A 25,475-nucleotide genomic window follows, 5' to 3' on the forward strand; every position below is an offset into this window, starting at 1 on the left:
GGCAATCTATGCCGGGGACCCGTCGTGGAACCTTTTCGGGGGCGGGGCCGTTTCCGGGGTGAGATCGATCAGACGAGTACCGAGGTGACGGCAATGGCACTGTTCGACCGGCTCAAGGACCAGGCCAAGAGCTTGCAGCAGCAGGCACAGGGCGGGCGCGGCACGACCGGGGGACACGGCTCGCAGACCGGTTCGCGCTCAGGCTCGCACGGTGGATCGGGCAGTGGATCCCGCGCCCAGCTGGTCGGCCTGCTGAAGAACCAGCTCGGCTCGATCAAGACCGAGCTGAAGAGCGGTGCGTACCGGGACGCGAGCATGGCGATGTGCGCGCTGGTCGCGGCTGCCGACGGTCAGGTGGACGCGTCCGAGATGCAGCAGATGGAGCAGATGATCCTCAGCAACGAGGTGCTGCAGAACTTCCCGCCGGAGCAGCTGCGCCAGCGCTTCCACAAGCACGTGGAGCAGCTCACCCGTAACTTCCCGCAGGGGAAGGCCGAGGCGATGCAGGACATCGCCAAGGCCGCCAAGAAGCCGACCGAGGCCCGGGCCGTGATCCAGACCGGCATCGTCATCGCCGGTGCCGACGGGCACTTCTCCCAGGCGGAGCAGATGGTCCTCCAGGAGGCATGCGCGGCACTGGGGCTGAACCCCGCGGAGTTCCAGCTCTGACGGCTCGACAGCTCTGCTCGACAGTTCTGAGAGGGAAGCGGCCGCCGACGCAGAAGGTTGAGTGCGCGTCGACGGCCGCGGTACGGGAGCATGCGTCAGAAGGCGGGGACCGCCGAGGGCCGGGCCTTGTTGACCTTGCTGAGGAAGTTCCTGCCGATCTGGAAGGTGGCGTTGCCTCAGGCCCGGCCGGATAGCGCGGCTTCCCCTCGCCCTGCTTCTGGAAGGACGCCGAGGCGGAGGTGGCGGGGCCCGCGAGGACGACTGGGGCGTGGCGCCGCCGTACCGGGGCCTGACCCGGTTCGAGCCGGCCGACCGGGGTCCGCTCTTCGGCCGGACCGGCTGGTGGAGGAACTGACCGGGGCAGCCCGGCGGTGCTGCGGGTGCCGACCCCCGGGGACCGGCCCGCCACCACGTACGCCCATCTGCCGGCCCCGGCGGCGGACGAGCCGGAGGCCTGGCCGATCAACCTCCGGCCCCGTGACCATCGACGCGTTGCCGCCCCGGTCCGACTCCCCCTCGGCCGGGGCGGCGGCACGTCCGACGTGATCCGGGACCGCAGCCCCGGACCTAGCCCCGCTCGGCGTGCCCGACCTGCTCCACCCGCTCCACATGGTCGGCCCGATGGCCCTCCGTGGCCTTCGCCGGACCCGCGTTGGCCGCCAGGACCAGGGCCGCCACCGCGACCACGGCGGCGATGGCGCTCCTCACGAAACGCTCGGTGGTGCTGGTGCGTTCGAGCACGACGACCTCGCAGTGACGACAGATGCAACAGCAACAACAGCAGCAACGCATTAAGCAGGCTTAATACGCCGTTTAACCTAGAGCCCGGCGTTGCCCAACGGCAAGAGGCGCAGGGGGAGTTGGCTCATGGTGGAACGTGACGATCCGGAGACCATCGGGCGAAGGGTCCAGCAGCTGCGCGTCGAACGGGGCCTCACCCAGCGGCAGGTCGCCGAACCCGCCTACACCGCCGCCTATGTCTCCACGCTGGAGGCGGGCCGCGTCCGGCCCTCCGATCAGGCCCTGCGGCATCTCGCCGAGCGGCTCGGCGTCGAGTTCGACGAGCTCGCCACCGGGCGGCCCGCCCATCTCGTCACCGATCTGCGGCTGCGGATCGTCGAGGCCCAGCGCGTCCTCGCCACCGGCGAGGCCGAGGAGGCCGGCCGGCAGTACGCCGCACTGCTGGCGGAGGCGGACGCCCTGCGGATCGCCGAGGTACGGGCCGCCGCCCTTCTCGGACTCGGGGAGTGCGCCGTCGAGACCGGTGAGCTCGTCGAAGGACGGCAGTACTTCGAGCGGGCCGAGCAGACGCTGGCCGACGCTCCCCTGCCCGCCCGCGTCCCCGCCCTGCGCGGTCGCGCCCTGGCCCACTACCTCGCCGGTGAACTCCGCTACGCCGTCTACCTCCTGGAGTCCACCCTCGACGAGCTCAACCGCGGCGGACTGCACGATCCCGACGCGCTGCTCCTCCTCTACGCCAGCATCATCGGGCCCTACATGGACATGGGCGCCCACGCCCGCGCCGCCCAGGCCGCCGAGTTCGCGCTCGCCCTCGCCCCGCAGGCCGGCGATCCCGCCCTGGTGGCCCGCATGCACCGGTCGGTCGCCCGCACCCTCATCGCCGAGGGCCGGGTCGCCGAGGCCGACGCCTCGCTCGCGAAGGCGGCCGAGCTGTACCGGCAGCTCCAGCTCCGCACCGAGCTGGCCAACTGCCACTGGATGCGCGGGTACGTGTACGCGCAGAACAACGAACTGGAGCGCGCCGAGGACGAGCTGAGGCAGGCCCTCACCATGCTCTCCGCCTCGCGTGCCGCCCTCTACAGCAGCCAGGCCGCCGTCGAGCTGGCCGACGTACTGCACCGGCGCGGCAAGTCCGGCGAGGCCGCCGCCCTGCTCCAGGACGTGCTCGGGGACCTGTCCTCGGAGCGCGGCGCCGTCCACTCCGCCGCCGCGCACCGGCTGCTCGGCATCATCGCCGAGGACGCCCGTGACCCGGAGGCCGCCGAGGAGCACTACGTGCGGGCGCTGAGCCTGCTGGAACGGGCGGGGGCCGCCGGTGACCTGGCCGACCTGTGCCGGCTGCTGGGGGACCTGCTGCGCAGGGAAGGGCGGGTGGAGGCGGCCCTCGACGCCTACCGGACGGGCCTCGGACACCGTACGGCCCCCGGCACCACCACCCTCGGGCCCGCACCCGCACAGCCTCCTCTATGACCGTCCCGATCCTGCGCACAGGCCCCACCGGTTAGCCTGCGCGGGGACGAGAGGGCAGGTGTGGAGAACCAGCGGAGTGTGGTCGACGGGCTGCGGTTCGTCGTGCGCGCGCTCGTGTACGCCGTCCTCGGCGGGACCGCGCTGCTCGCCATCGCGACCGTCGTCTCCGTGCTCGGGCCCACTCTCGCCCTCGATCTCTACACCCCGCCCGTCGCCGCCTGGTGGACCGTCTTCACGGCGATCACCGTCCAGGGAGTGCCGTTCCTGCTGCTGGGGACCGTCGTCTCGGCGGCCATCGGCGCGTTCGTGCCCGAGCGGGTCTTCACCCGGCTGCTGCCCCGCAACCAGGCCCTCGCCGTGCCGATCGCCGGGGCCGCCGGGGTCGTACTGCCCGGTTGTGAGTGCGCCTCCGTGCCCGTGGCCGGGAGCCTGATGCGGCGCGGGGTCGCGCCCGCCGCCGCCCTCGCCTTCCTGCTCTCCGCGCCCGCGATCAACCCCGTCGTGCTCGTCGCCACGTCGATCGCCTTCCCCGCCCAGCCGGAGATGGTGCTGGGCCGGCTCGTCGCCTCGCTGGCGACGGCCGTGGTGATGGGGTGGCTGTGGGCGCGGTTCGGGAAGGAGGCGTGGCTGCGGCTGCCCCAGCGGCACGCTCCCGAGGCCCGGGGGATCAAGGCCTTCGGCGCCGGGCTCCAGCACGACTTCCTGCACGCGGGCGGGTTCCTCGTGCTCGGCGCGGCGGCCGCCGCCACCTTCAACATCGTCGTCCCCCGCTCCGTGCTGGACGTCTTCACCGGCTCCGCCTGGCTGTCGGTGCTGCTGCTGGCCGTCCTCGCGGTCGTGCTGTGCGTGTGCAGCGAGGCCGACGCGTTCGTCGCGGCCTCGCTGAGCGGGTTCTCGCCCACCGCGCGGCTCGCGTTCATGGTGGTGGGGCCGATGGTCGACCTGAAGCTGATCGCGTTGCAGGCGGGCACGTTCGGGCGGGCCTTCGCGGTGCGGTTCTCCGCCGTGACGTGGGTGGTGGCCGTGGTGAGCAGTGTGCTCGTGGGGTGGTGGCTGCTGTGAGGCGGTACGGGCCGGCCCTGCTGCTGGTGCTCGTCGGGGCGGCGATCCTGCGGATCTCGGCGTTCAGCGCGCTGTATCTGCGGTATGTGCAGGCGGGGCTGAGGCCGTATCTGGTGGTCTCGGGTGCGGCGCTCGTACTGCTGGGGATCGCCATGGCGGTCGTACGACGCTCCGCGGACGACGGCCATGACGACGATGGCCATGACGACGACGGCGACCACCACGACCACGCCCACCACGGCCCCCGTGTGGCCTGGCTCCTGACCCTCCCCGCTCTCGCCCTGCTGCTCTTCCCGCCCCCGGCACTCGGCTCCTACAGCGCCGAGCGTGAGGCGGCCCAGCGGGCGGCGCAGGGCGTCGGGGTCTTTCCGGCGCTGCCCGCCGGGGACCCGGTGGAGCTCGGCGTGGGGGAGTTCTCCTCACGGGCGATCTACGACAGCGGGCGGTCACTGAAGGGCCGTACCGTGCGGATGACCGGGTTCGTGACCCACGGCGACGACGGGACCTGGTACGTCACCCGGCTCCTCGTCTCCTGCTGTGCCGCCGACGCCACCACCAGCAAGGTCGAGATCCGCGGCGCCGACGCGCTGCCCGCCGACACCTGGGTCACCGTCACCGGCACCTGGCACCCCAAGGGGAAGCTCGGCACGGACGGGGCGTGGCCGCCGGTGCTGGACGCGGCGTCGGTGAAGCGGATGAAGCAGCCGGCGGATCCGTACGAGAAGAGGTGAGGGTGAGGGAGCGGCCACCGTCCTGATGGCCGCTCCCTCCGCGAGGACGCACGGCTCCCCTGCGTGGCCCTCGCCGGTGATCCCCGTTCCCGCGCGGAGCGGCGGGAGACGCTCCGCGTCGGCGTCGCGGGCACGGGGACGCGGACCGGGGTCTCATGGTCCGGACTGCGTCCGCCGGCGGGCGGCACGCGTGGTCGCGGTCACGACGGGCAGGGACATGAGCGGCTCCGGCACGGATGCACCACGTGGGCGGCCGCTTCCTGACTCGCCACAACCGAAGGTAGCGACTCGCCCGCGGATTGTGAAGGCCGCTCCTGGGCCCTCGTGCCGCAGGAATCCGCCATGCTCCGCCGCAGCGGGGTACCCGAGGACCGGAGCCCGGTTTCTCGCACGATGGAGGTTCGTCGTGACGGACACACATCCCGCCGGACCGGCGCGCGGTGAGCTGTTGCTGGCCCGGATGCAGACACTGCTGCTGGAGGCCGACCGGCTGGAGGAGTTCCTGGCGGAACTCGTCAACCTGGCCGCGAGCGCCCTTCCCGTGCCGGCGCACTGCTCGATCACCCTCGGCGTCGAGGGCAGCAGCAACCCCTACACGGCGGCCGCCAGCGACAAGGCCGTGGACCGCTTCGACCGGCGGCAGTACGAGGCGGGTGACGGCCCCTGCCTCGAGACGCTGCGGACGGGCAGCCCGCGCCATGTCGACGACATCCATGACGAGCAGCGGTTCGGTGTCTTCCCCGGCCTCGCCCGTGACTGCGGTGTGCGCAGCATGCTCGCGCTGCCCCTGGTGCCGCCCCGCCAGCGCATCGCCGGCGTCATGAACCTGTACTCCACCGAGCCGGGCAGCTTCACCCACCAGGTGCGGGAGGAGGCCGCCGTCTTCGCCGGGCACGCCTCCGGCGCGCTGGGCGTCGCCCTGAAGATCTCCGGACAGCTCCAGTTCAGCCTGGACCTCCAGCACGCGATCGCCTCACGCACCGTCATCGACCAGGCCCTCGGCATCCTCATGGCCCAGCAGCGCTGCTCCGGCGAGCGGGCCTTCGAAATCCTCAGCCGCGCCTCGCAGAACCGCAACGTCAAGCTGCGCGACCTCGCCCGCGACATCGTCGAGAACGTCACCGGGCGGCCGCCTTCCCCGCGCCCCCCGAGGCCTCGGGGGACTCCGCCGGGCGACGGGCGGGCGGACGCGTTTCGTCTGACGGGCGAGGGGTAATCGGGGTTCGCGTGGAAGGGGCGGACCACCGGTCACGGCTACTGCTCCGGGTGAATCCGCGCCGAGCCCATGGATGACGACTGGCCACGCCGAGCGAAGGAGGCGGGGGCCGTGGGCCCCAGGGACGACCGCCACGGAGCATCCGGCGACGACCGCGGTCCGTACGGGGCGTCGGGCAGTGACCCCGGAAGGCTCGCACGGGACGCGGAGCGCGACCGCGACCGGGTGCGTGCCATCGATGTGATCGCCGAGGGGGTCCGGGGAGCGGGACCCGGCGAGATGCCCCACCGACTGTGCGTGGTCGCGGTCGAGCTGCTGCCGGTGACCGGCGCGAGCGTGTCGCTGTCCGCCAACGGGATACCCGTCCAGCTGAGCGCGAGCAACGAGCAGGCGGCTCATGTCGGGGAGATCCAGGCCACCCTGGGCGACGGTCCCTGTCGGCACGCGGCCCGGCTCGGCGCCCCCGTGCTCGCCGCCGACCTCACCGACGGCCGGGACCCCGACCGCTGGCCGGTCTTCGCCCAGCAGGCGACGGCCGCCGGGGTGCAGGCGGTGTACTCGATCCCACTGGGCAACGACGCCGTGTGCGTGGGCACCCTCGACCTCTACCGCGACACCCCCGGCGAGCTCAGCGCCCGCGAGCTGCGCACCGCGCGACTGGTGGCCGGTGTGGTGACCGTCGCGCTGATGGCGCTGCCCCATGCGGAGGACAGCGGAACCCAGGGCGAAGAACCGTGGCTGGGTGGCCTGGCCACCGATCACGACCAGGTCTACCAGGCCATCGGAATGATCATGGCGCAGCTCGGGGTCGGCGCGGACGAGGCGCTGGCCCGGCTGCGTGCCCACGCCTTCGCGCACGACCGCACCGCTGTGGAGGTGGCGCACGCCGTGGTGTCGCACCGGAAGAGGTTCGAACGCGACTGAGCACGCCCGTGCCCGGCCGGTCGTGCTGGGCCGGCGGCAGCCGCCCATGGGCACAGCCCCGCGCCCCTTCAGGGCGCGGCCGGCTCCGTCCGACCTGCTCAGACCTCGGCGCGGGCCTGCTTGCGTACGTCCGTCAGACGCTTGACGCCCAGTTCCGCGACCGCCCGGGTGATCTCGGCGTACACGTCGCCCAGGCCGCCGTTGGTGAGGACGATCGTGTCGTCGCCGACGCGGACGGCGGCGAGGTCCAGGGTGAGCGTGGTCTCCTCGCCGTCCGCGCTCTCGCCGTTCAGGGTGAGCCGCAGACCCTGCCGGGCGTCCCCCGACTTCTCCAGCTGCACCTCGGTGACCTCGGCGTTCTGGACGGCGCCGGTGGCGGTGGCGGCCGTGAACCGCCCGCACTTCTTGGGCAGGGTCTTCAGCCAGGCCAGCGACTTGTCCACGTCCGCGGGGCGGTCGGCGACGACCTGATGGTGCAGCTGGGCGTCGTTCCAGGTGTCGTCCAGACCCGTCCTCGCCCGTACCTGGGCGTCCGCGCCGAAGAACTTCTCGGTGTAGAGGGTGTCCAGCAACCGCTGGCAGTCGGGTGCGTTCGCGGTGGCCTTGAGGAGCCCGTCCCGCCAGGTCGCGGCGCCCTCGGTCATGGTCCAGGGCTCGCCGAGGTCGGTGTCGGTGATCAGGGCGGCCTGGGCCTGGGCCGGGGTGAGGGCGGGGGCCGTGGCGGGGGACGGGGGCGCGGTGGTGGGGGCGGCCGAGGCCGTGGTGGGGGACGCGGCGGGCTTCTTGGCGGGGAGCGCCTTGTCCGTGGCGATGGCGGAGCAGGCGGTCGTGGCGAGGAGGGCGGCCAGCGGGAGGGCGAGGAGAGGGCGGCTCATGTGTCCACGGGAGCACCGCGGGTGAGGGGCCACCAGCGCGGCGGGCCGGATGGGGTACGGGCGTTGGTGCCGAGGAGTGGAAAACCCCTGGCGCCCGTCCGCTCCCCATCGCTACCGTCGTCCCCATGAAGCGCGCCAATCCGTCTGCCACGACGACGCCGGACCACGTCCCGGCGCGCTGACCCATGAGCTGACGCGAACCCCGGGGCGAGTGCCCCGGGGTTCTCTGCTGTCCGGTGGCTCTCGCCCTCTCACCGAGAGGAAACCGCCATGTCCGACCACCGCCGCCTCGGCCGAGAGCTCGACCTGTTCGACACCGACCCCCTGATGGGCGCGGGGCTGCCGTACTGGCTCCCGGACGGGGCCGTCGTACGGCACACCCTGGAGGAGTACGTCCGGGAGGCCGAGCGGGCCGGCGGCTACCGGCATGTGTACTCGCCCGTGCTGGGCAAACGGGAGCTGTACGAGATCTCCGGGCACTGGGACCACTACAGCGAGGACATGTTCCCGCCCATGGAGCTGGGCAGCGAACAGGTCGTGCTGCGCCCCAGCCTCTGTCCCCACCACGCCCTCATCTACCGCTCCCGCTCGCACAGTTACCGCGAACTCCCCCTCCGAATGGCCGAGTTGGGTGGCATGTACCGCTCCGAGCTGTCCGGGGTGCTCGGCGGGCTGACCCGGGTCCGGGCCATCCAGCTCAACGACGCCCATATCTTCTGCACCCTGGAGCAGGCCGTCGACGAGGCCCGCGCCGCCCTCGACCTGATCCGCCGCGCCTACGCCGACCTCGGCATCCGGGCCGCCCGGTACCGGCTGTCGCTGCCCGGGGAGGGCAACAAGTACGTGGCGGATCCTGACCTGTGGAAGCGAGCCACCGCTCTGTTGGAGCAGGTCCTCGAAGGGGTCGAGTACGAGGCGGTGGAGGGCGAGGCGGCCTTCTACGGTCCGAAGATCGACGTACAGATCACCGACCGCGCCGGCCGCGAGTCCACCCTCTCCACCGTGCAGATCGACTTCCACCAGCCCGAACGCTTCGACCTGCACTACATCGGCGCCGACGGGGCCAAGCACCGGCCGGTCATGGTGCACCGCAGCGTCATCGGCAGTGTGGAACGGGCGGTCGCGCATCTCATCGAGGAGCACGGCGGGGCGTTCCCGGCCTGGCTGGCACCGGTGCAGCTGGTCGTGCTGCCCGTCTCGGAGGAGCAGTACGAACAGGCGGACCAGGTCGTACGCCGCGCCCTCGGCCTCGGACTGCGCGCCGAACTCGCCGGCCCCGAGCACGGCACCCTCGGCGCCCGCATCCGTGCGGCCCGGCTCGCGCCGTACGTCGCGGTGATCGGCGCACGGGAGGCCGACGGCGACCTGACCGCCGTACGGCTGCGGGACGGACGCAGACCGGGAGCCGTGCCGGTGGAGGAGCTGCTGCACCGCGTCCGGTCGGTCGTCGAGGCTCGCGGGGCTGAACCGTGGGCGGCTGCGTAAGGTCGGTCCCGACGGAAGGAGTCCACCGTGACTGCCCAGCCCATTCCCGTGATCATCGATTGCGACACCGGTGTCGACGACGCCCTGGCCCTGCTGTTCGCCGTACGTCACCCGGGTCTCGACGTACGGGCGATCACCTGCGTGGCCGGGAACACCGACGTCGAGGGTGTCGTACGCAACACCCTGACCGTCCTGGAGCAGGCCGGGGCCGGTGACATTCCCGTCGCGCGGGGCGCAGAGCGGCCGTTGGTCGAGCCGGCCCGGTCGGCGAAGCATGTGCACGGGCAGGACGGGATGGGCGATCTCGGGCTGCCCGCGCCGACCCGGCGGCCGGTCGACGTGGACGCGGTGACACTGCTGCGGCGGGAGATCCTGGCGTCGCCGCGGCCCGTGACGCTGATCCCGACGGCGCCGCTGACGAACGTCGCGCTGCTGCTGCGGACGCATCCCGAGGTGGTGCGGAACATCGAGCGGATCATGTTCATGGGCGGGGCGGTGGCGACGGGGAACGCGACGCCGGTCGCCGAGTTCAACGTGTGGCACGACCCGGAGGCGGCGGCGGTGCTGCTGACCGCGGGGGTGCCGATCACCATGTACGGGCTCGATGTGTTCAAGCGGGTGCTGGTGCCGGCGGCGGATGTGCAGCGGTTGCGGGCGAGTTCGGAGCCGCGGCTTCGGATGGCGGGCAAGTTGCTGGCCCACCGTGATCCGGCGACGTCCGGGGATCCCACTCCTACGGGGGGTCTGGGGGACGCGGGGGCGGTGTGTGCGGTGGTGGATCCGGGGGGTCTGAGTACTGAGCTGCTGCCGGTCGAGGTGAGCCTGGCGCCGGGGGCGACCCGGGGGCAGACCATTGTCGATCGGCGGCCGCGGCCGGGAGAGGCCGAGATTCACGAGGGTGAGCGCGAACTCGCCCTGGTGGATGTGGGGTTGGACGTGGATGTGGAGCGGTACGTGAAGTTGTGGCTGTCGGTGGTGGAGGGCGACTAGGCGGTGACTCGGCTGCGGGCCGGCAGGGGCTGGTCGCGCGGTGACCCGCGCCCCTGAAGGGGCGCGGGTCACCGCCGTCTCGTACTGCTACTACGCGCGCGTCGCCTTACGACGGCGCGTCGCCAGGACGATGCCCGCGCCGCCGGCCAGCAGGACGGCCGCGCCGATGGCGATCGGGCCGGTCGCGCTGGAGCCGCCGGTCTCGGCGAGGTCGCCGCCGCCGTTCGGGGTGGCCGCGGGGGCCGTGGTGGACTCCGAGGCGGACGGGGTCGGGGTGCCCGTCGACGGGGTCTCGGAGGCCGGAGGCGTGGACTCGGAGGCCGGGGGAGTCGACTCGGAGGCCGGCGGGGTCGACTCGAACGCCGGGGGAGTCGACTCGGCGGGCGGGGTCGCCGGAGGCGTGCTCTGCGTCGTCGAGCAGTCCTTCGTGCCGCCGTTCCAGGCCGCGATCAGCTTGTCCTTGATGACCGGGCGGTCCGGACCCTTGGGCAGGTCACCGTGGGTGAAGCCGTCGTCGGCGTCGAGGTTGCCGTCGAACTTCGTTGCGCCCCGGTAGAGGTCGATCTGCGCGTAGCAGCCGGCGTCGGGCACCGCGATGTCGAGGGAGTCGGTCTGGCCCTGCTTGACGGTCACCGTGTCGAAGTCGACGAAGATCTGCTCGCCGGAGGTCGCGAAGGTCGGACCGTGGGCGATGTAGGAGGCCAGCGAGGCCGTGCAGGTGGCCGCGTCCTGAGCCGCGCGGACCTTGATGTGGACCTTGCCGTCCTCGGTCGGCTTCAGGTTCTGGTCGTCGACCTTGACCGAGTCGAAGAAGCTGACCCCGTCCAGGGAGAACTGGCAGCGGTCGGTCCCGGTCTCCGTACCCGCGCCCGTGCCGGGCTTGTAGGTACCGCCGTGGTTCCAGCCGTCGCCGCCGGGCCCGGTGGCCCAGGCGGCGGATGCGCCCGAGGCGCAGAGGGCGAGCGTCGCGGCGCCCGTCCCCAGCAGGCGGCGCACAGTGACACGTCTCGCTATGGACATGCGTATCCCATCAGGGTGGAGTGATCCGAAAACGCCGAGGGCACAGAAAAGCACTCGGCAACACTGGGCTCATTGGTCACATGCGCCACAGCTGCGGACATCGTGGATCTCGCCGCCGAAGGGTGTCAACCTGCGGGAATGCAAGGTCTGTTCATCGGCCATCACAATTCCGCCACACAAGGAACGGGACGCTCCGCACCTTGCGGAGGTTCGTCCCTCCACAGGTGTGGACAGATTCCCCTTTGTTCGTCTTTGCCGTACGCACAAAGCACTCAGGAGATCGTGTGACCCCCGACCTCTCGTCCAGGGACCCGAACTGGTGGCGGCAGGCTGTCGTCTACCAGGTCTACCCCCGAAGCTTCGGCGACGCCGACGGCGACGGGCTCGGTGACATCAGAGGCGTCACCGAGCGGCTCACGCATCTGAGCGGCCTCGGCGTCGACGCCCTGTGGCTGAGCCCCTTCTACCCGTCCGAGCTCGCCGACGGCGGCTACGACGTCGCCGACTACCGGGACGTCGACCCGCGCCTGGGCACCCTCGACGACTTCGACGCCATGGTCGCCGAAGCCCACCGTCTCGGACTGAAGGTCATCGTCGACCTCGTCCCCAACCACAGCTCCCACCAGCACGTGTGGTTCCAGGAGGCCCTCGCCGCCGGGCCCGGCTCGGCCGCCCGCGAGCGGTACGTCTTCCGGGACGGGCGGGGTGCCCACGGGGAACTGCCGCCCACCGACTGGCAGTCCGTGTTCGGCGGCAGCGCCTGGAAGCGGGTGCCGGACGGGCAGTGGTATCTGCACCTGTTCACACCCGAGCAGCCCGACTTCAACTGGGACCACGACGAGGTCCGCGCCGACTTCCGCACCACCCTGTGCTTCTGGTCCGACCGGGGCGTCGACGGCTTCCGCGTCGACGTGGCCCACGCCCTGGCCAAGGACCTCGCCGAGCCGCTGCGCGACCTCGGGGCACCCGAACTCAGCGGCGAGGAGGCGCTGACCGAGTTCGCGCCCGGCACCCACCCCTTCTTCGACCGCGACGAGGTCCACGAGATCTACCGCGACTGGCGCAAGGTCTTCGACTCCTACCGCCCGCCCCGCATGGCGGTCGCCGAGGCCTGGGTCCCGAGCGCGGCCCGGCGCGCGCAGTACGCCCGCCCCGAGGAGCTCGGCCAGGCCTTCAACTTCGCCTACCTGCTCGCGGGCTGGGACGCGGCGGAACTGCGCCAGGTCATCGTCGACTCCCTCGCGGGCGCCCGCGAGGCCGGGGCCTCGGCCACCTGGGTGCTCTCCAACCACGACGTCGTACGCCACACCTCCCGACTGATGCTCCCGCCGGGCACGGACGACAACGCCTGGCTGCTCTCCGGCGGCCACGCCCCGCAGGTCGATACCGCCAAGGGGCTGCGCCGTGCGCGCGCCGCCACGCTCCTCATGCTGGCGCTGCCCGGATCCTCGTACGTCTACCAGGGCGAGGAACTCGGGCTGCCCGAGGTCGCCGACCTGCCCGTCGAGGTGCTCCAGGACCCGATCTGGGAGCAGACGGGACGTGTCCGCAAGGGCCGCGACGGCTGCCGGGTGCCGCTGCCGTGGACGCGGACCGGGCCGTCGTACGGCTTCGGCGCGGGCGGGGCCTGGCTGCCGCAGCCGGAGAGCTTCGCGCAGTACGCCGTCGAGGCGCAGGACGGCAGGGAGGGATCCACCCTGGAGCTGTACCGCACGGCCCTGAAGCTGCGCCGCAAACTGCTGGAGGGAGAGGCGCTGACCTGGGCGGACGGGGCCGCCGACGGGGTGCTGGACTTCGTACGGCACGACGGGTGGCGGTGTGTGGCCAACCTGTCCCCGGCGGCGGTGGAGCTGCCGCCGGGTGAAGTGCTGCTCGCCAGCGGCCCGTTGGAGGACGGGCTGCTGGCACCGGACACCACGGTCTGGCTGGCGTAGCGGAATCAGCCGATGGTCGGGCTCGGGCTGGCGCCCGCGGCCGGTGTGGTGCCCGACTGTTCGCCCGGGATCGCGATCGGTGTGGACGTCGGGTTCGCCGGCGGGCTGAGCACGACCATCGGCTCGCCGGGCTGCGGCGCCGGCGGGGTCAGGTCGGTGAGCGGCAGCTTCGGCGGGGTGGTCTGCTGGAACAGGGCTTGGTCGAAGTTGACGAAGCCGGTCTTCTCCATGACCGTGATGTGGTCCAGGACCGTGTTGTTGGCCATGTCGGCCAGCGATCGCACCAGCGAGTTCTTCGTGGTGGAGCGGATCTTGGCGATCGTGTTGAAGATCGACCCGTGGGTGATGCGCAGGATGTTGGCGAAGTTCGAGTCGTACTCCCTGCCGGAGCTGGAGTCGATCTGGTTCACGAAGGCGACCTGCTGCGGACTCGCCACGTTCGGCAGGGTGATGTTGAGCATCGGGGCGATCTTGCGGCAGGCGGCGTCCAGGGCGGCGTGTCCGTCGATGAGATGCCGTCCCGCCTCCTTGACCTCCTCCGTCGTCCCGTTCTTCAGGGCGCTGTTCCCCAGCGGGTACTCCCACAGGCCCGCCGCCCGCACCTTGACCACGAAGTCCCGGTCCTGTTCGGTCAACGGACCCCACTGGGTCTGGGCGATCACGCGGTCCTGGGCGGTGGACACCTTGTCGAAGCCGAGCATCGCGGGGTAGGCGAGTGCGACCAGGGTCATGCTGAGCGCACCGCCCACGAAGAGCGTTCCCGTGGTATTCCGCGAAAAGCGCACCGTGGCTCCTGTTCCGATCGGGGTTGTTCGGACCTGTAGTACGGACGGGGAGCTGACGGTGTTCATGATGCGTACGTCACTTCGCCGGTCTCCCGGTCTCCTGGGCGTGGACACCGACGACGAGCAACCCGTACGGACGCGCAGCGCAGGCACTCCACCCCGACGCCCCGTCAGAATCAAGGAATGAGCCGGAAGACAGCCGCCCTCGGTATCACCGCACTCACCCTGATCATGTCGGCCTGGACGCCCGCCCACGCGCACGGCGGCCGTGACCTCTGGGCCACCGTCACCATCGTGCCCGGTCGCGAGGGCATCGTGGAGGCCGCCGGATACACCGGCCCCGCCCTCGGCGCAGGGTCACGCCTGACACTCACCGCCCCCGCGGGCACCGAGGTCACCGACACCCCCCTCGACGCCCACGGCTACCGCGGCGCGGTCGACACCGACGGCGACAGCGCCACGTACACCTACACGGGCACCACGAACGGCAGCGCCTGGCAGGAGCAGACCTTCCCCTTCGTCCTCGCCGTACCGGCCGACGCGGTGCCCGGCACCCGCCTGACCGGCTGCGCGATGCGGCTCACGGACGCGCGCGGCACCCGCAAGGACCACGGAACCTGCGCGGTGATCGTCGGCCTGCCCGAACCGACGCTGGCCCGGCCCGAGTCCGGGGTGCCGCTCGGCGCGCGGCCGGAGATGGCCGGGACCGCGTATCCGGGGGCGCAGGTGACCGTGCGGCACGAGGACGCGAAGGACGAAGGGGTGACAGGACAGGGACCGGAGCCGGGGGCCGAGGTGTGCACCACGACGGCCGGCGCCGGCGGCACATGGTCCTGCCGGCCCGCTCTGCCGCTTCCCGCCGGCCCGGGACGGCTCCAGGCGACCGCTTCCCTCAACGGGGTCAGCGCGGTGAGCGAGCAGAAGAACGTCACGGTGGGGTCCGCCACGCGGTGACGGGTCACGACGGGTTCGCGTGGGACACCCTGCGCAGCACCGTCGGATAGGGCAGGGCCGTGGCGAGTTCGCGCACCCGGGCCGCACACCGCCCGGCCTCGTCCGTGCGGCCCAGTACCGCCAGCGCCGTCGCCTGGGCGGTACGGGCCTCGCACTCGGTGACCGCCTCGCCCGCCCCGGCGGCCCGTACGGCTTCCTGCGCGGCGAGCCGGGCGGCGCGCGCGGGATCGCCGGCCGTGAGGTGGGCCCAGGCGGCGATGACGGGGACGCCGGTGCCGGACACGGTTTCCAGCAGGGCGAGGGCGCGGTCGGGGCGGACGTCGCGGAGCGCCAACTCGGCCTGTGCGGTGCGTACTTCGTAGTCGGCCTGGTGGTCGGGGCGGCGGGACACACAGTGGGCGGCGCGGGTCAGCAGTTCCCGGGGGTCGGGGAGCGCGGGGCGGGGGCCGCCGCGCAGCTGGACGCGGGCGAGGGCGGTGAGGGCGTACGGCAGGCACCAGCCGGAGTGGGCCTGGGCCTCGGCGACGGCGTCGGCGGCGAGTTCCGCGGCCGCTTCGAACTCGCCGAGCAGGACGTGTACTTCGGCGAGGTTGGCGCGTTCGAAGGCGGCGGCCTCCGGGTCCCCGCAGCCGTCGGCCAGGTCGAGGGCGCGGCGGCCGATCGCGGCGGCTTCCCGTAGCCGGCCCGAGCGTCTCGCATGCTCGCGCAGGATCGACAGGACCCTTGCCAGCAGTCGGGGGTCGCCGTGTGCCTCGGCGTGCGGGAGGGCGGCGTCCGCTGCGGCGCGGGCCTGCGGGAGCCTTCCGGTGAGGGCGAGTGACGTGGACTGTTGGGCCAGTGCGCGGGCTCGCAGACCGTGGGGGGTGTTCTCGCCGTCGGCGGGTGCGGGCTCGTCGTGGCTGGTCGCGCCCCGCGGCGGAGCCGCATATCGATGCGGCCCCGCGCCCCTGGGGGCGTCACACTCACCGGCGCTTTGTTCCGCCGTACGTGCCGCCCCCAACGAACCCTCGTAGTCGCCTGTCACGAAACACAGCACACCCCGCGCCATCCAGTACGCCGTGACCGTCTCCGCCGGCATCTCCCCACTCGGGCGGTACGCGTCCAGCAGACGGAACCCTTCCTCCGCCGCCCCGGTCTTGGCCAGGGTCTCCGCCAGCTGGGCGGCCACCCAGACCTGTTCGTCCGCGGTGCCATGTCTCCGCAGATCCGTCAGCGCCTCCCTCAGGACCCGCGCCGCGTCCTCGTGGCGGGCCATGCGGCGCAGTACGGCGGCGTGGTCGAGGCGGATGCGGGCGGCCTCGACGGCGACCGCGTCGAGGCGGGCGGTCAGTTCGCCGTAGTAGTGGTCGGCGGTGTCGTCGGCGCCGACGGCCGCGGCCCGGCGTGCCGCGAGGTGCAGATGGTCTGCGGCGCGCGGGTCGTCGGCGCCCGTGAGGTGCGCGGCCACGGCGTCGACCGCGCCGGGGCGTCGGCGCAGCAGCAACTCGGCGTACGCGGCGTGCAGTCGGCGGCGCCGCGCGACCGAGAGGCGCTCCCGGCACACCAGCCGGATGAGCGGATGCCTGAAGCCCAGGCCGGGCACGGTCCGCCCGTCCGTCGGTACGGCCCGTTCCTCCAGTACGGCGGCGGCGAGCGCGGCGTCGATGCCGTCGGCCACCTCCGCCGTGGCGCCCGCGACCTCCTGCACCTCCGTCAGCGCCGCGACCCCGCCGCACGCCATCGCCACCGTCTCGATGACCTGGCAGGCGGCCGGGCTGAGGCGGGACAGACGTTCGGCGACGAGGAGGCGGACGCCCTCCGGTGGGGTCAGGTCCCCGTACCCGGACATCCCGGATGTCGCCTTGGCCAGTTCCACGGCGAACAGGGGGTGGCCGAGGGAGAGCTCCCAGACGCGTTCCAGGGTCGTGGAGTCGCCGTCGCCGCTCATCGCGTTCGCCGCCAGTGTCAGGCAGTCCGTGCGGTCCAGGCGGGGCAGGCGGAGCCGGTGGGCGGCTCCCTGGCGCACGAGGGTGTCGACGAGAGTGCGGCGCGGGTCCGGCTCGGGGAGGTCCTCGGGGCGGTACGTGGCCAGGAAGCGCACGTTCGCGGACCCCTGGGTGCGGCGGGCCAGGCGGCTCAGCAGGTGCAGCGACGCCGTGTCGGCCGTATGGACGTCGTCCAGCACCACCAGCACACCGCCCGGTGCCGCCGCCGAGGCCAGCAGGCCGCGGACGGCGGCGAAGATCCGCTCGCGCTCGTACTCGGGGCCGCCGCCGCGCCCAGGCGCCGGGCCGATCTGGCCCAGCGCCGGCAGCAGCGCCGCCAGCTCGGGGTACTCCGCGCCCGCCCGGGCCCGTTCGGCCGCCGGACGGCCGGCCAGCCAGCCCTCCAGGGCCTCCACGAACAGGCCGTACGGTGCCTGCTCCGCCGTGTCGTGGCTCGCGCCCCACAGCACGGCCGCCCCGTCCGCCGCGGCCCGCCGTGCCACCTCCGCGGCCAGCCGGGTCTTGCCGATGCCCGCCTCGCCGCCGATCACGGACAGGGCGGGGCGGGTGGGGTCGAGAAGGTGTTCCAGTTCGGCGCGGCGGCCGACGAAGGGCGAGGCCGCGAGGGTGTCGATCACGGCCGGCGGCGGTGTCGGAGCGGCGGGAGCGGGATGTCGTACGACCGTCGTGGAGGTGGCCAGCGCCGCACGGTGCAGTGCCTCGGTCTCGGGGCCTGGCCGGATGCCCCACTCGGCGTCCAGCGCGCGTCGGCACTGGTGGTACTGGGCGAGGGCGCGGCGCCGCATGCCCTGGCGGAGGCAGGCGCCGATCAGGACCCGGTGGGCGCGTTCCTCGGCGGCGCTGTCGGCGAGGATCCGGCGGGCGGTGGCCGCGGCCCGTTCCGTCTCGCCGTCCGCCAGGTACGCCTCGGCGAGGGTGAGCCGTACGGAGTCGCGCAGCGCGTCGAGCCGCTCGCGCCGTGCCTCCACCCACGGGGTGTAGCGGTGCTCGGGGAGCAGTTCGCCGGTGAAGGCCTCGAGGGCGGCGGCCAGGTGGGCGGTGGTTGCGGTGCGCAGGGCCCGCTCGGCGAGGGTCTCGGCCTCGTCGGCGTCGATCCACACTGTCTCGTGCGCCAGCCGGAGCAGTGCGCCCTCGCCGACCAGGTACGAGGAGGGGGTACGGGCCGTCAGCTCCGGCTCCAGGGCGCGGCGGGCGGCGTGCAGGGCGACGCGGAGGCTGCCGAGGGCGGCGGGGGTGCCGGCCGTGTCGGGCCAGCACATCTCGATGATCTCCTCGCGGTGCCTGACCCGGCCGGGGGAGACGGCCAGCAGTTCGACGAGGCGACGGGAGCTGGGGCGGGGCCAGCGATCGGCGACGGGGGCCCCGTCCGTCCGTTCGGTGCGGAAGCCGCCGAGCAGGTACAGCCGCAGGACGGGCGGCGCCGGCCGGCGCGCGGCACCGTCGGCCGTTTCCGCGTTTCTGCTGCTCATGTGGGCCGCACTCTAGCCCGGTTTCCTGTTTTGGCCAGAATATGACCGGACAAACAAAATGTCCGGACATGTGAAACGCCCGGACCGGTCACCGGAGGCCCCGCGGTTGGTGACCTCATCGGTCTCGCGGGGCTCCCGGCGTGTATCCCTACCCCCCACAGGAGGGATACGGCGGCTCCCGTCCCGAGGGGCATGACTCGGCCCTGCTCGTGGCCAATGTGTCGGAACAGGGCCGATGTGAGTGACCTTAGGCAGCGGGCGTTACTGGCAAATTACTGACACATGGGGTTCGGAATGCGGACAATTATGCGCGTGATATCCCGTATTCCGTGCGCCCGTTGACGGAAGGTTGACCACTTCGCGGGAGAGTCAAGACCCCTTTGCGGGAGAGTCAAAAGAAGGCCCGGCCCTAGATTCGGCGCATGCCCCCACACCCCCCTGTCACGCTTCCCGTGCTTCCCTACCGCAAGCCCACCAAGGGGCGTGACTACTGGGTCCTGGACGACGTCCTGCCCGACGCGGACGCCGTACGGGAGCGGTGTCTGGCCAAGGACGACTGGGTCGAGGGCCACCCGCACAAGCCGGAGGCGTGGCCGGGGCTGCGGGCCATGCCGGGCCTGGAACCGGACGAACTGGCCCGGGTCGAGCGGCTGGTGCGACAGGCCACCGGTGCCAAGGAGCTGTGGGTCCAGCGCACACCCGGCGGCGGCACCCTCAACCACAACTGCGTCCAGGTCGTCGGCGAGGGCGAGAGTACGCCCCGCCCGCACACCGACTCGCGCAACCTGTGCCGGTACGCGGCGGTGCTCTACCTCAACCCCGGCGTCCCCAAGGACTGCGGGACCAGCTTCTACCGCCAGTCCCTGCCCGGCGGCCGCCTCGGCGGCAACGTCATGCAGGCCCCGCACAACAACCTCGTCGACGCGCTCGGCACCCGGTTCGTGGCGCCGGACGCCTTCGAGGAGGACGTACGCGTGCCGCACCGGTACAACCGGCTGCTGCTCTACAGCGCCAACCTGGTGCACAGCGCGACCGGTTACTGCGGCGCCACCCTGGAGGAGAAGCGGATGACGGCGGTCTTCTTCTGGATGGCGTGAGGTCTCGGCGCGGGAGTCGGCAGCGGCTTCAGTAGCGGACCGCCCTGTCCACCTCCGCCTTCACCGCACCGGACAGATCGCGGTTGCTGCGGGCCGTCGCCTTCCCGGAGCTGCCCGCCGCCACGTCGGAGACGGTCACCGCGACCGAGTCGAGGAAGTTGCCGTCGCCGTCGGTGAAGTTCACCTGCACCAGGAAGGACTTCTGCGAGCCGGCGGTGTTGGTCGCGCTCACCTCGGCCTCGGCGCGCCCGCCCGAGGTGGTGACCGTGCCGAGCTTCACGTCGTCCTTGACGTCGACGCCGTTCTTGATGTCGTCGAACCTCTCGCCGACCTCGGCCGTCGCCGACGCGAACACGTCAGCGCCCTGGGATGCGGCGGACGCGGCCCTGCTCGCCACCGACGCGGGTGTGTCGTCGTCGGAGCAGCCGGTGAGTCCGGTGAGCGCGGCGGCCGCGACGGTCGCCGCCAGTGCCCGGCGGTAGCCGGTCATATCGCCTCCAGGGTGCTGCGGGGGTTCCTCCAGTGAAGATCGGCCCGCCCGCGACCGCACCCCGGCCGTCACCCGTACGGCCCTGCCCCCGTGGTGCCCGACGGGGCCCGGGCAGATCGTCGAACCATGACTCAGCAACCGCATGCGACGCCGCCCCCCGCGACACCCCCCTCCGCGACACCGCCCGTATGGGACAAGGAGCACCAGCAGGCCGCGCCCACCCCGGCCGACATGCCGGCGGGCAGCGGGTTCGCGACCGGCGGGCTCGTCTTCGCCGGTGTCCTGATGCTGGTGAACGGCGTGCTGGCGATCCTCCAGGGCATCTCCGCGCTCGCCACGGACGATGTCTACAACCGGGTCGCCGACTACGTCTACAAGATCAGCCTCACCGGCTGGGGCGTCATCATGCTCGTCCTGGGCGTCGTCCTCCTGGCCGTGGGCTACGGCGTCCTCAAGGGTGCCTGGTGGGCCCGGATGACCGGCATCTTCCTGGCCTCGGCGAGCATGGTCCTGCACTTCCTGTTCCTGCCGTACTCCCCCGCCTGGTCCATGATCATGGTCGGCGTGGACTTCTTCGTGATCTGGGCCCTGGCGACGGCGCCCCACGTCTCAGGGCGCGGTACCGCTCCAGCAGGGCGCTGATTCGGGCCGGATCCCTGACGGCACAGGCGAAGAGGGGCTGCCCGCCTGGTCGGCGGGGCAGCCCCTGGCGTCACACCGTCACACGTGTCCCAGGCCGCCGCTGCCGAAGGATCCGCTGGACCCGGGCAGCCAGCGCTTTCGCTGCTGGTCCTTGCCTCGTTTACTGCCGTGATGGAGCTGATACGGCATGAGCCGCTCCCGCTCCGCGAGCGGGACCACGTTCGGCTCCCGCATCTCTCTGATCTCGTGGATCGCGCCGGTGCTGGGAAGGGTGGGCTGCTCGTCCGGGCGGGGCCTGACAAGTTCCCGGTCCTGTACCCGCATGCCGAACTGCACGGCCAAGATCAGTGCACCGGCGATGAACGCACCACCGACGAAAGCGGCGATCACGTTGAGCACGTCGCTTCCCGCGGCCGCTACTACAAACGTTGCGGTACTCATATTGCAAGTATCGCCGAAATGCCTCAAAAGGACAGTTCTGAATTCGAGGAACCTGTCCAAGTGCTGTCTTCGGGATTTCCGGGAACTCGGCTTTACGCCGTGCCGTTGCCAACTAAAGGAACGGTAAACGGAGTTGGATTCCACGGAGGTCCCCACCATGATCCAAAAACCGAGCCGCAGAGCCGTCCTCGGCGGCGCCGCGGCCCTGGCCGCACTGGCGGTGACGGCCACCCCCGCCACCGCACAGACCGCCGCCTGGCCCACCGACTTCCCGCTGCCGAACGGCTGGCTGCCCGAGGGCATCGCGATCGGCTCGAAGCCCTACGCCTACTTCGGCTCCCGTGGCACCGGCGGCATCTACCGCGTCGACCTGCGCACCGGCGAGGGCAAGATCCTCTACGCCGGAGCCACCGGCCAGATAGCCGTCGGCCTGAAGATCGACCGCGACGGCCTGCTGTACGTCGCGGGCAACACCGGTGTCGCCCGCGTCCACGACTCGCGCACCGGCGAGGTCGTCCGCACCTTCCAACTGAGCGAGGCCACCGGCCACTTCATCAACGACGTCACCCTGCTCGGCGACCGCGCCTGGTTCACCGACTCCCGCGCCGCCCAGCTCCACAGCGTCCCCCGCGGCCGCGACGGCGCCGTCCGCACCCTCCCGCTCACCGGCGACTGGGTGCAGCTCCCCGACGTCAACAACGCCAACGGCGTCGTCGGCGCCCCCGACGGCCGCGGCCTGATCGTCGTCAAGTCCACCCCCGGCGAGCTCTACAACGTGAACCCGAAGACCGGGCACGCCACGAAGATCACGCTGGTCGGCCAGGACACCGTCGTCAACGGCGACGGTCTGTGGCGCATCGGTCGCACGCTGTACGTCGTCCAGAACCGTCTCAACCTGGTGAGCGTCTGGGACCTGGACGCCAGGGCCACCACCGCGACCCTGCGCACCACGATCACCGACCCGCGCTTCGACGTGCCGACCACGGCCGCCCGCTTCGGGGACCGGCTGTACCTGGTCAACGCCCGTTTCACGACCCCGCCGACACCGGAGACGACGTACAACGCCGTCGCCGTGTCCCTGTGACACCCCGCGCATGAGTCCGCCCTCTCCGGCCGCGCCGGAGAGGGCGAACGTCTGTACGCCGGGCTTCAGTTGACGGTACTGCCCCGTCGGTACGCCACCCAGCCGGCGCCCGTCAGGGCGGCCGCGAGGGCGGCCACGGACAGCACGGTCACGCCGGTGGAGGCGAGGCTGCCGCCCGTGGAGCCGGTGGCGACGGTGCCTCCGGCGGAGCCGCCGGTCGTGGCGTTGCCCGTGCCGCCGGTGGTGCCGCCCGAGCCGGAGCCGCCGGAGTCCGAGTCGTCCGGGGTGTCCGTGCCGTCGTCCGTGCCCGGGTCCGTGTCGACGGGGTCCTGGCCGACGAAGCTGACCGGGACCTTCACGTCCTGGGAGCGGTCGCCGGAGAGGGTGTGGTCGGCGCGGGTGGCCAGGACGCACTTCGCCGCGAAGCAGTCGGTGAACTCGTCCTTGGCGTCCACCGTGAGCTCGACCTCGAAGGAGCCGCCGTCCTCGTACGGGGTCGCCAGATCCTCGCCGTAGTCCGGCGGGTTGGAGGAGATCCACGCCGAGGAGTGGGACCCGCCGGTCATGTCGACGCCGCCGACGCACGGGGTGGGCAGTTCACCGTCGCCGTTGTCGACGCACAGGGCGACGTAGATGCCCTTGTCCTCGTCGTAGCCGGAACCGGTGATCTTCAGGGTCTGGTTCTCGGTGGCGAGGTTGTTGACCGGGGTGACGGTCAGCTTCTGCCCCTCGGAGCCGGTGCCGGTCCTGGATCCTGAGGGCTTGTCGTCCTCACCGTCGGTGGGGGGCGGGGAGCTGTTGTCGTCGTCCGGGTCCTCTTCCTTCACGACCGTCAGGGTGACCGGCGAAGTCCGGGTCGTGCCCGCCGTGTTGGTGAACTCGGCGCGGTACTCGCGGCCGTCCTGGACCGCCTTCGCGGTGAAGGTGAACGTGGGGTCCGTCGCGCCCGCGATCTTCCCCCAGGTCTGACCGCCGTCGGAGCTGACGCTCCAGCTCACCGTGGGCGCCGGGGTGCCCTCGGCGGCGGCGGCGAAGGTGACCTTGTCGCCGGGGGCGACGGTCCGGTCGGCGGGGGACAGGGTGACCTTGGGGGACGAGCGGAAGCCGAGCTTGAGGACCTTGCTCTCCGCCCACTTGGTGACGTACACGGTCGCGGCGCCCGGGGTCACGGCGATGCCCGCGTACGTGGACGCCTCGGCGCCCGGCAGCACGGTCGGCGCCGTCGCCTGCCGGAAGGTCCTGCCGTCCAGGATCTCCAGGGCGCCGTTGCCGTCCTGGGCGGAGTCGTTGTCGGAGTGGTCCTGGCGCAGGACGAAGGCCCGGCCGGTGAGCTCGTCGAAGGCCGCCGCCGTGGCCCGGTCCGTGCCCGTCAGGGTGGTCAGCGGCTTGCCGTCCCTGTCCAGGACGAGCACCGAGGTCTCCAGGCCCAGCCAGACGTTTCCGGTGGCCGGGTCGGGCTCGACGAAGTACACGGCGCCCGTGTCCGCGGGTAGTTCGACCGTGGCGGTGACGTGGAAGGACGCGGTGGCCACGCGGCGCAGCACCTTCTTGCCCTCTGCGGTGCCGACGGACCAGGCCACGCCCCGGGCGGCGTCCACCCCGAGCTCCCTGCCGCCCTCGAGGGTGAGGGTGCTCTCCACGGTGCCGGTGGCGAGGTCGACGCGGCGCAGCTCGGGTCCCGCCGCGACCAGCACGCTGGAGGTGTCGGCGTCCTGTCCGACGCCGGTGAACCCCGTGCCGGTGTACGAGTAGCCCTTCGCGGCCGCGTCGCCGTCCTTGGCCATGCCGATGCCGCGCAGCGGGTAGTGGAAGAGCACGCCGTCGCCGGTGAGCGGGGCGATGATCCTGCGGCCCACGAGGGCTGACGTGGCGGGCACACCGGGGGCCTGGGCGACCTTGCTGAGGAGCGTGCCGTCCTTGGGGTCCAGGGCGTACAGGCCCGACTCGATGACGTCGGCGGTGTCGGGGATGTTCTCCGAACCGACGTACAGCTTCCCGGAGTCGGGGTGCAGCAGCAGGTCCAGGGGACGCCCGGCGGCGGTGAACTCGGCGGTCTGCGCGTAGCTGGGCGTGCCCGGCGGGACGTCCACGCCGTCGCCGCCGTCCTCGCCGCCGTCACCTGGGTCCTGGCCCTCGAAGAAGATCGGGATGCGGACGTCCTGGGACCGGTCGCCACTGGCGTTGTGGTCGACGCGGGTGACGACCGAGCAGGCGACCTGGAGGCAGTCGAGGCCGCTTTCCTTGGACTTGACGCCGAGGGTGACGTCGAAGGTACCGCCCTCGCCCCAGCGTTCGGCGACCGTGCCGGCGCCCTCGTCGGAGGCGTCCCTGGGGATGATCCACTTCGAGGCGCCGCTGCTGCCGTCCTGGTCGGCGCCGCCGAGGCAGGGGGTGGGGAGACGGTTGTCGCCGTTGTCCTTGCAGACGGAGACGTAGATGCCCTTGGTGTCGTCGTAACCCGCCCCGGTGACCTGGATCGTGTCGCCGTCCGGGTCCAGGTTCGCGGAGGCGGAGACGGTCAGCTTCTGACCGCTCTTGCCCAGTGCCGTCTTCGGGGTGTCGGCGGCATGGGCGGCGGGAGCGACGACGGCCGTCACGGCCGCGGCCGTCAGCGCGACGGCCCCCAGAAGCGCCGCGGGACGTCTGAGACGGAGTCCGCCCGCTCCGTCCGGTCTGTCAACTGCCATGAAATGAACCTCACTTGTCGGGTGCGCCCGGTACTCCGGTGGTGCGAGAGCCGGGCCCCGCGCCTCACGTGGGATGCGCACCTTTTTCGGCTGTCGGACGTGCCGGAACGGGCCGGCCGATGGGGGCCGGCCCGTGGACCAGTCGGAGCTGCCGGCGCCTAGCTGAAGGTGACCGGGACGTGGACGTCGTACTTGCGGTCGTTGGTGTCGAAGTGGTCGGCGCGGGTGACGATGGCGCAGTCGACGGTCGAGCCGCAGACGTTGCCGTCACCGAGGTCGGGGTTGACGTAGATGTTCACGTCGAAGGTGCCGCCGGTGCCGAACTTGGAGCTGTTGGCGAACATGCCGCCGAAGGTGTTGTTGACCCAGTGCGAGGCGCCGGTGGCGCCGGTCTCGTCCTGACCGCCCAGGCAAGGAGTCGGCTTGTTCACGCCGGCCGCGCCGTCGACCACACACAGACCGACGTAGATGCCCTGGCCGGTGTTGAAGCCGGAGCCGGTGACGTTGACGACCTGGCCGGTCGCGGAGGCGGTGCTCGGGGCGGTCACCGACAGGTTGTAGGTGGTGGTGCCGTCGACGATCGTGCGGGTCGACGTCGCGGCGGACGCGGAGGTCGCCAGGCCCAGGGTGAGGGCGGAGGCGGCGGCGACGGCGAGGCCGGCGCGGGCGGCGAGGTTGGCTCTCATGGGGAGGAGCACCTTTCTCTCAAGTTAGGTAAGGCAAA

General features: G+C 72.1%; 21 protein-coding genes and 1 pseudogene. 13 read left to right on the plus strand and 9 right to left on the minus strand.

What is annotated here, in order from left to right; all coding sequences use genetic code 11:
- The first annotated feature begins 93 nt into the window (after nt 1–93).
- Nucleotides 94–669, plus strand: coding sequence for a tellurite resistance TerB family protein (locus ACWD3I_RS07835; protein WP_365393686.1), 576 nt, complete (start codon nt 94–96; stop codon nt 667–669).
- Between the two features lie 567 nt (nt 670–1,236).
- Here ACWD3I_RS07835 and ACWD3I_RS07840 read toward each other — a convergent pair.
- Nucleotides 1,237–1,410: a hypothetical protein gene (locus ACWD3I_RS07840; protein ID WP_365393688.1), complete on the minus strand. Its 174-nt coding sequence runs from the start codon at nt 1,408–1,410 to the stop codon at nt 1,237–1,239.
- A 126-nt stretch (nt 1,411–1,536) separates the two neighbouring features.
- Between ACWD3I_RS07840 and ACWD3I_RS07845 the strand changes: the two genes are divergently transcribed.
- The 5 genes from ACWD3I_RS07845 (at nt 1,537) to ACWD3I_RS07865 (ending at nt 6,813) form a co-directional block, all read left to right on the plus strand.
- Nucleotides 1,537–2,880: a helix-turn-helix domain-containing protein gene (locus tag ACWD3I_RS07845; RefSeq protein WP_365393690.1), complete on the plus strand. Its 1,344-nt coding sequence runs from the start codon at nt 1,537–1,539 to the stop codon at nt 2,878–2,880.
- 60 nt (nt 2,881–2,940) lie between these two features.
- Nucleotides 2,941–3,942: a permease gene (locus ACWD3I_RS07850; protein ID WP_365393692.1), complete on the plus strand. Its 1,002-nt coding sequence runs from the start codon at nt 2,941–2,943 to the stop codon at nt 3,940–3,942.
- Entirely contained in the window at nt 3,939–4,673 is a 735-nt protein-coding gene (locus ACWD3I_RS07855) for a TIGR03943 family putative permease subunit (RefSeq protein WP_365393695.1), read from the plus strand. The genes ACWD3I_RS07850 and ACWD3I_RS07855 overlap by 4 nt, the downstream gene beginning before the upstream one ends.
- 406 nt (nt 4,674–5,079) lie before the next feature.
- Nucleotides 5,080–5,889, plus strand: a complete 810-nt coding sequence (locus tag ACWD3I_RS07860; protein WP_365393697.1) for a GAF and ANTAR domain-containing protein — start codon at nt 5,080–5,082, stop codon at nt 5,887–5,889.
- Nucleotides 5,890–6,000: 111 nt separating this feature from the next.
- The gene (locus ACWD3I_RS07865; RefSeq protein ID WP_365393699.1) at nt 6,001–6,813 is read left to right on the plus strand and encodes a GAF and ANTAR domain-containing protein; all 813 of its coding nucleotides are present in this window, start codon (nt 6,001–6,003) and stop codon (nt 6,811–6,813) included.
- 98 nt (nt 6,814–6,911) lie between these two features.
- Here ACWD3I_RS07865 and ACWD3I_RS07870 read toward each other — a convergent pair whose 3' ends face one another.
- Entirely contained in the window at nt 6,912–7,688 is a 777-nt protein-coding gene (locus ACWD3I_RS07870) for a hypothetical protein (protein WP_365393701.1), read from the minus strand.
- Between the two features lie 264 nt (nt 7,689–7,952).
- Here ACWD3I_RS07870 and thrS point away from each other — a divergent pair.
- Both thrS and ACWD3I_RS07880 read left to right on the plus strand, forming a co-directional pair.
- Nucleotides 7,953–9,173: pseudogene (thrS, locus tag ACWD3I_RS07875) on the plus strand (threonine--tRNA ligase); the annotation flags it as partial.
- A 27-nt stretch (nt 9,174–9,200) separates the two neighbouring features.
- Entirely contained in the window at nt 9,201–10,163 is a 963-nt protein-coding gene (locus ACWD3I_RS07880; protein ID WP_365393703.1) for a nucleoside hydrolase, read from the plus strand.
- 90 nt (nt 10,164–10,253) lie between these two features.
- Here ACWD3I_RS07880 and ACWD3I_RS07885 read toward each other — a convergent pair whose 3' ends face one another.
- Nucleotides 10,254–11,183, minus strand: a complete 930-nt coding sequence (locus ACWD3I_RS07885; RefSeq protein WP_365394719.1) for an LAETG motif-containing sortase-dependent surface protein — start codon at nt 11,181–11,183, stop codon at nt 10,254–10,256.
- 284 nt (nt 11,184–11,467) lie between these two features.
- On the opposite strand from ACWD3I_RS07885, the gene ACWD3I_RS07890 reads away from it, so the two are divergent.
- Nucleotides 11,468–13,117: a glycoside hydrolase family 13 protein gene (locus ACWD3I_RS07890; protein WP_365394718.1), complete on the plus strand. Its 1,650-nt coding sequence runs from the start codon at nt 11,468–11,470 to the stop codon at nt 13,115–13,117.
- Nucleotides 13,118–13,122: 5 nt separating this feature from the next.
- On the opposite strand, the gene ACWD3I_RS07895 is transcribed toward ACWD3I_RS07890, so the two are convergent.
- Complete coding sequence (locus ACWD3I_RS07895; RefSeq protein ID WP_365394716.1) at nt 13,123–13,848, minus strand: DUF4142 domain-containing protein; 726 nt, start codon at nt 13,846–13,848, stop codon at nt 13,123–13,125.
- 237 nt (nt 13,849–14,085) lie between these two features.
- Here ACWD3I_RS07895 and ACWD3I_RS07900 point away from each other — a divergent pair, with 237 nt between their 5' ends.
- On the plus strand, nt 14,086–14,856 hold the full coding sequence (locus ACWD3I_RS07900; RefSeq protein WP_365394714.1) for a carboxypeptidase regulatory-like domain-containing protein: 771 nt from the start codon (nt 14,086–14,088) through the stop codon (nt 14,854–14,856).
- A 4-nt stretch (nt 14,857–14,860) separates the two neighbouring features.
- Here the strand turns inward: ACWD3I_RS07900 and ACWD3I_RS07905 are convergent, their stop codons facing one another.
- The gene (locus ACWD3I_RS07905; RefSeq protein ID WP_365394712.1) at nt 14,861–18,310 is read right to left on the minus strand and encodes an AAA family ATPase; all 3,450 of its coding nucleotides are present in this window, start codon (nt 18,308–18,310) and stop codon (nt 14,861–14,863) included.
- 422 nt (nt 18,311–18,732) lie between these two features.
- On the opposite strand from ACWD3I_RS07905, the gene ACWD3I_RS07910 reads away from it, so the two are divergent.
- On the plus strand, nt 18,733–19,407 hold the full coding sequence (locus ACWD3I_RS07910; protein ID WP_365394710.1) for a DUF6445 family protein: 675 nt from the start codon (nt 18,733–18,735) through the stop codon (nt 19,405–19,407).
- Nucleotides 19,408–19,435: 28 nt separating this feature from the next.
- Here ACWD3I_RS07910 and ACWD3I_RS07915 read toward each other — a convergent pair whose 3' ends face one another.
- Nucleotides 19,436–19,897 (minus strand): hypothetical protein, encoded by a 462-nt coding sequence (locus tag ACWD3I_RS07915; RefSeq protein WP_365394708.1) that lies wholly within the window; start codon nt 19,895–19,897, stop codon nt 19,436–19,438.
- Between the two features lie 126 nt (nt 19,898–20,023).
- Here ACWD3I_RS07915 and ACWD3I_RS07920 point away from each other — a divergent pair, with 126 nt between their 5' ends.
- Complete coding sequence (locus ACWD3I_RS07920; protein ID WP_365394706.1) at nt 20,024–20,539, plus strand: DUF7144 family membrane protein; 516 nt, start codon at nt 20,024–20,026, stop codon at nt 20,537–20,539.
- Between the two features lie 78 nt (nt 20,540–20,617).
- Here ACWD3I_RS07920 and ACWD3I_RS07925 read toward each other — a convergent pair whose 3' ends face one another.
- Complete coding sequence (locus ACWD3I_RS07925) at nt 20,618–20,980, minus strand: DUF6479 family protein (protein WP_365394705.1); 363 nt, start codon at nt 20,978–20,980, stop codon at nt 20,618–20,620.
- A gap of 157 nt (nt 20,981–21,137) precedes the next feature.
- Here ACWD3I_RS07925 and ACWD3I_RS07930 point away from each other — a divergent pair, with 157 nt between their 5' ends.
- Entirely contained in the window at nt 21,138–22,064 is a 927-nt protein-coding gene (locus ACWD3I_RS07930) for an SMP-30/gluconolactonase/LRE family protein (protein ID WP_365394704.1), read from the plus strand.
- Nucleotides 22,065–22,129: 65 nt separating this feature from the next.
- Here the strand turns inward: ACWD3I_RS07930 and ACWD3I_RS07935 are convergent, their stop codons facing one another.
- The gene (locus ACWD3I_RS07935; RefSeq protein ID WP_365394703.1) at nt 22,130–24,751 is read right to left on the minus strand and encodes an immunoglobulin domain-containing protein; all 2,622 of its coding nucleotides are present in this window, start codon (nt 24,749–24,751) and stop codon (nt 22,130–22,132) included.
- A gap of 158 nt (nt 24,752–24,909) precedes the next feature.
- A complete protein-coding gene (locus ACWD3I_RS07940) occupies nt 24,910–25,437 on the minus strand; it encodes a hypothetical protein (protein ID WP_365394702.1) in 528 nt (175 codons plus the stop codon).
- Nucleotides 25,438–25,475 lie beyond the last annotated feature (38 nt).

It is taken from the genome of Streptomyces sp. NPDC002817 (assembly GCF_053592055.1).

What these genes read in the sequence shown, in the direction of transcription:
- ACWD3I_RS07835 (WP_365393686.1), top strand. Translation starts at nt 94, where the DNA reads ATGGCACTGTTCGACCGGCTCAAGGACCAGGCCAAGAGCTTGCAGCAG.
- ACWD3I_RS07845 (WP_365393690.1), top strand. Translation starts at nt 1,537, where the DNA reads ATGGTGGAACGTGACGATCCGGAGACCATCGGGCGAAGGGTCCAGCAG.
- ACWD3I_RS07870 (WP_365393701.1), bottom strand. Translation starts at nt 7,688, where the DNA reads ATGAGCCGCCCTCTCCTCGCCCTCCCGCTGGCCGCCCTCCTCGCCACG.
- ACWD3I_RS07885 (WP_365394719.1), bottom strand. Translation starts at nt 11,183, where the DNA reads ATGTCCATAGCGAGACGTGTCACTGTGCGCCGCCTGCTGGGGACGGGC.
- ACWD3I_RS07895 (WP_365394716.1), bottom strand. Translation starts at nt 13,848, where the DNA reads ATGACCCTGGTCGCACTCGCCTACCCCGCGATGCTCGGCTTCGACAAG.
- ACWD3I_RS07900 (WP_365394714.1), top strand. Translation starts at nt 14,086, where the DNA reads ATGAGCCGGAAGACAGCCGCCCTCGGTATCACCGCACTCACCCTGATC.
- ACWD3I_RS07905 (WP_365394712.1), bottom strand. Translation starts at nt 18,310, where the DNA reads ATGAGCAGCAGAAACGCGGAAACGGCCGACGGTGCCGCGCGCCGGCCG.
- ACWD3I_RS07910 (WP_365394710.1), top strand. Translation starts at nt 18,733, where the DNA reads ATGCCCCCACACCCCCCTGTCACGCTTCCCGTGCTTCCCTACCGCAAG.
- ACWD3I_RS07915 (WP_365394708.1), bottom strand. Translation starts at nt 19,897, where the DNA reads ATGACCGGCTACCGCCGGGCACTGGCGGCGACCGTCGCGGCCGCCGCG.
- ACWD3I_RS07920 (WP_365394706.1), top strand. Translation starts at nt 20,024, where the DNA reads ATGACTCAGCAACCGCATGCGACGCCGCCCCCCGCGACACCCCCCTCC.
- ACWD3I_RS07925 (WP_365394705.1), bottom strand. Translation starts at nt 20,980, where the DNA reads ATGAGTACCGCAACGTTTGTAGTAGCGGCCGCGGGAAGCGACGTGCTC.
- ACWD3I_RS07930 (WP_365394704.1), top strand. Translation starts at nt 21,138, where the DNA reads ATGATCCAAAAACCGAGCCGCAGAGCCGTCCTCGGCGGCGCCGCGGCC.
- ACWD3I_RS07935 (WP_365394703.1), bottom strand. Translation starts at nt 24,751, where the DNA reads ATGGCAGTTGACAGACCGGACGGAGCGGGCGGACTCCGTCTCAGACGT.
- ACWD3I_RS07940 (WP_365394702.1), bottom strand. Translation starts at nt 25,437, where the DNA reads ATGAGAGCCAACCTCGCCGCCCGCGCCGGCCTCGCCGTCGCCGCCGCC.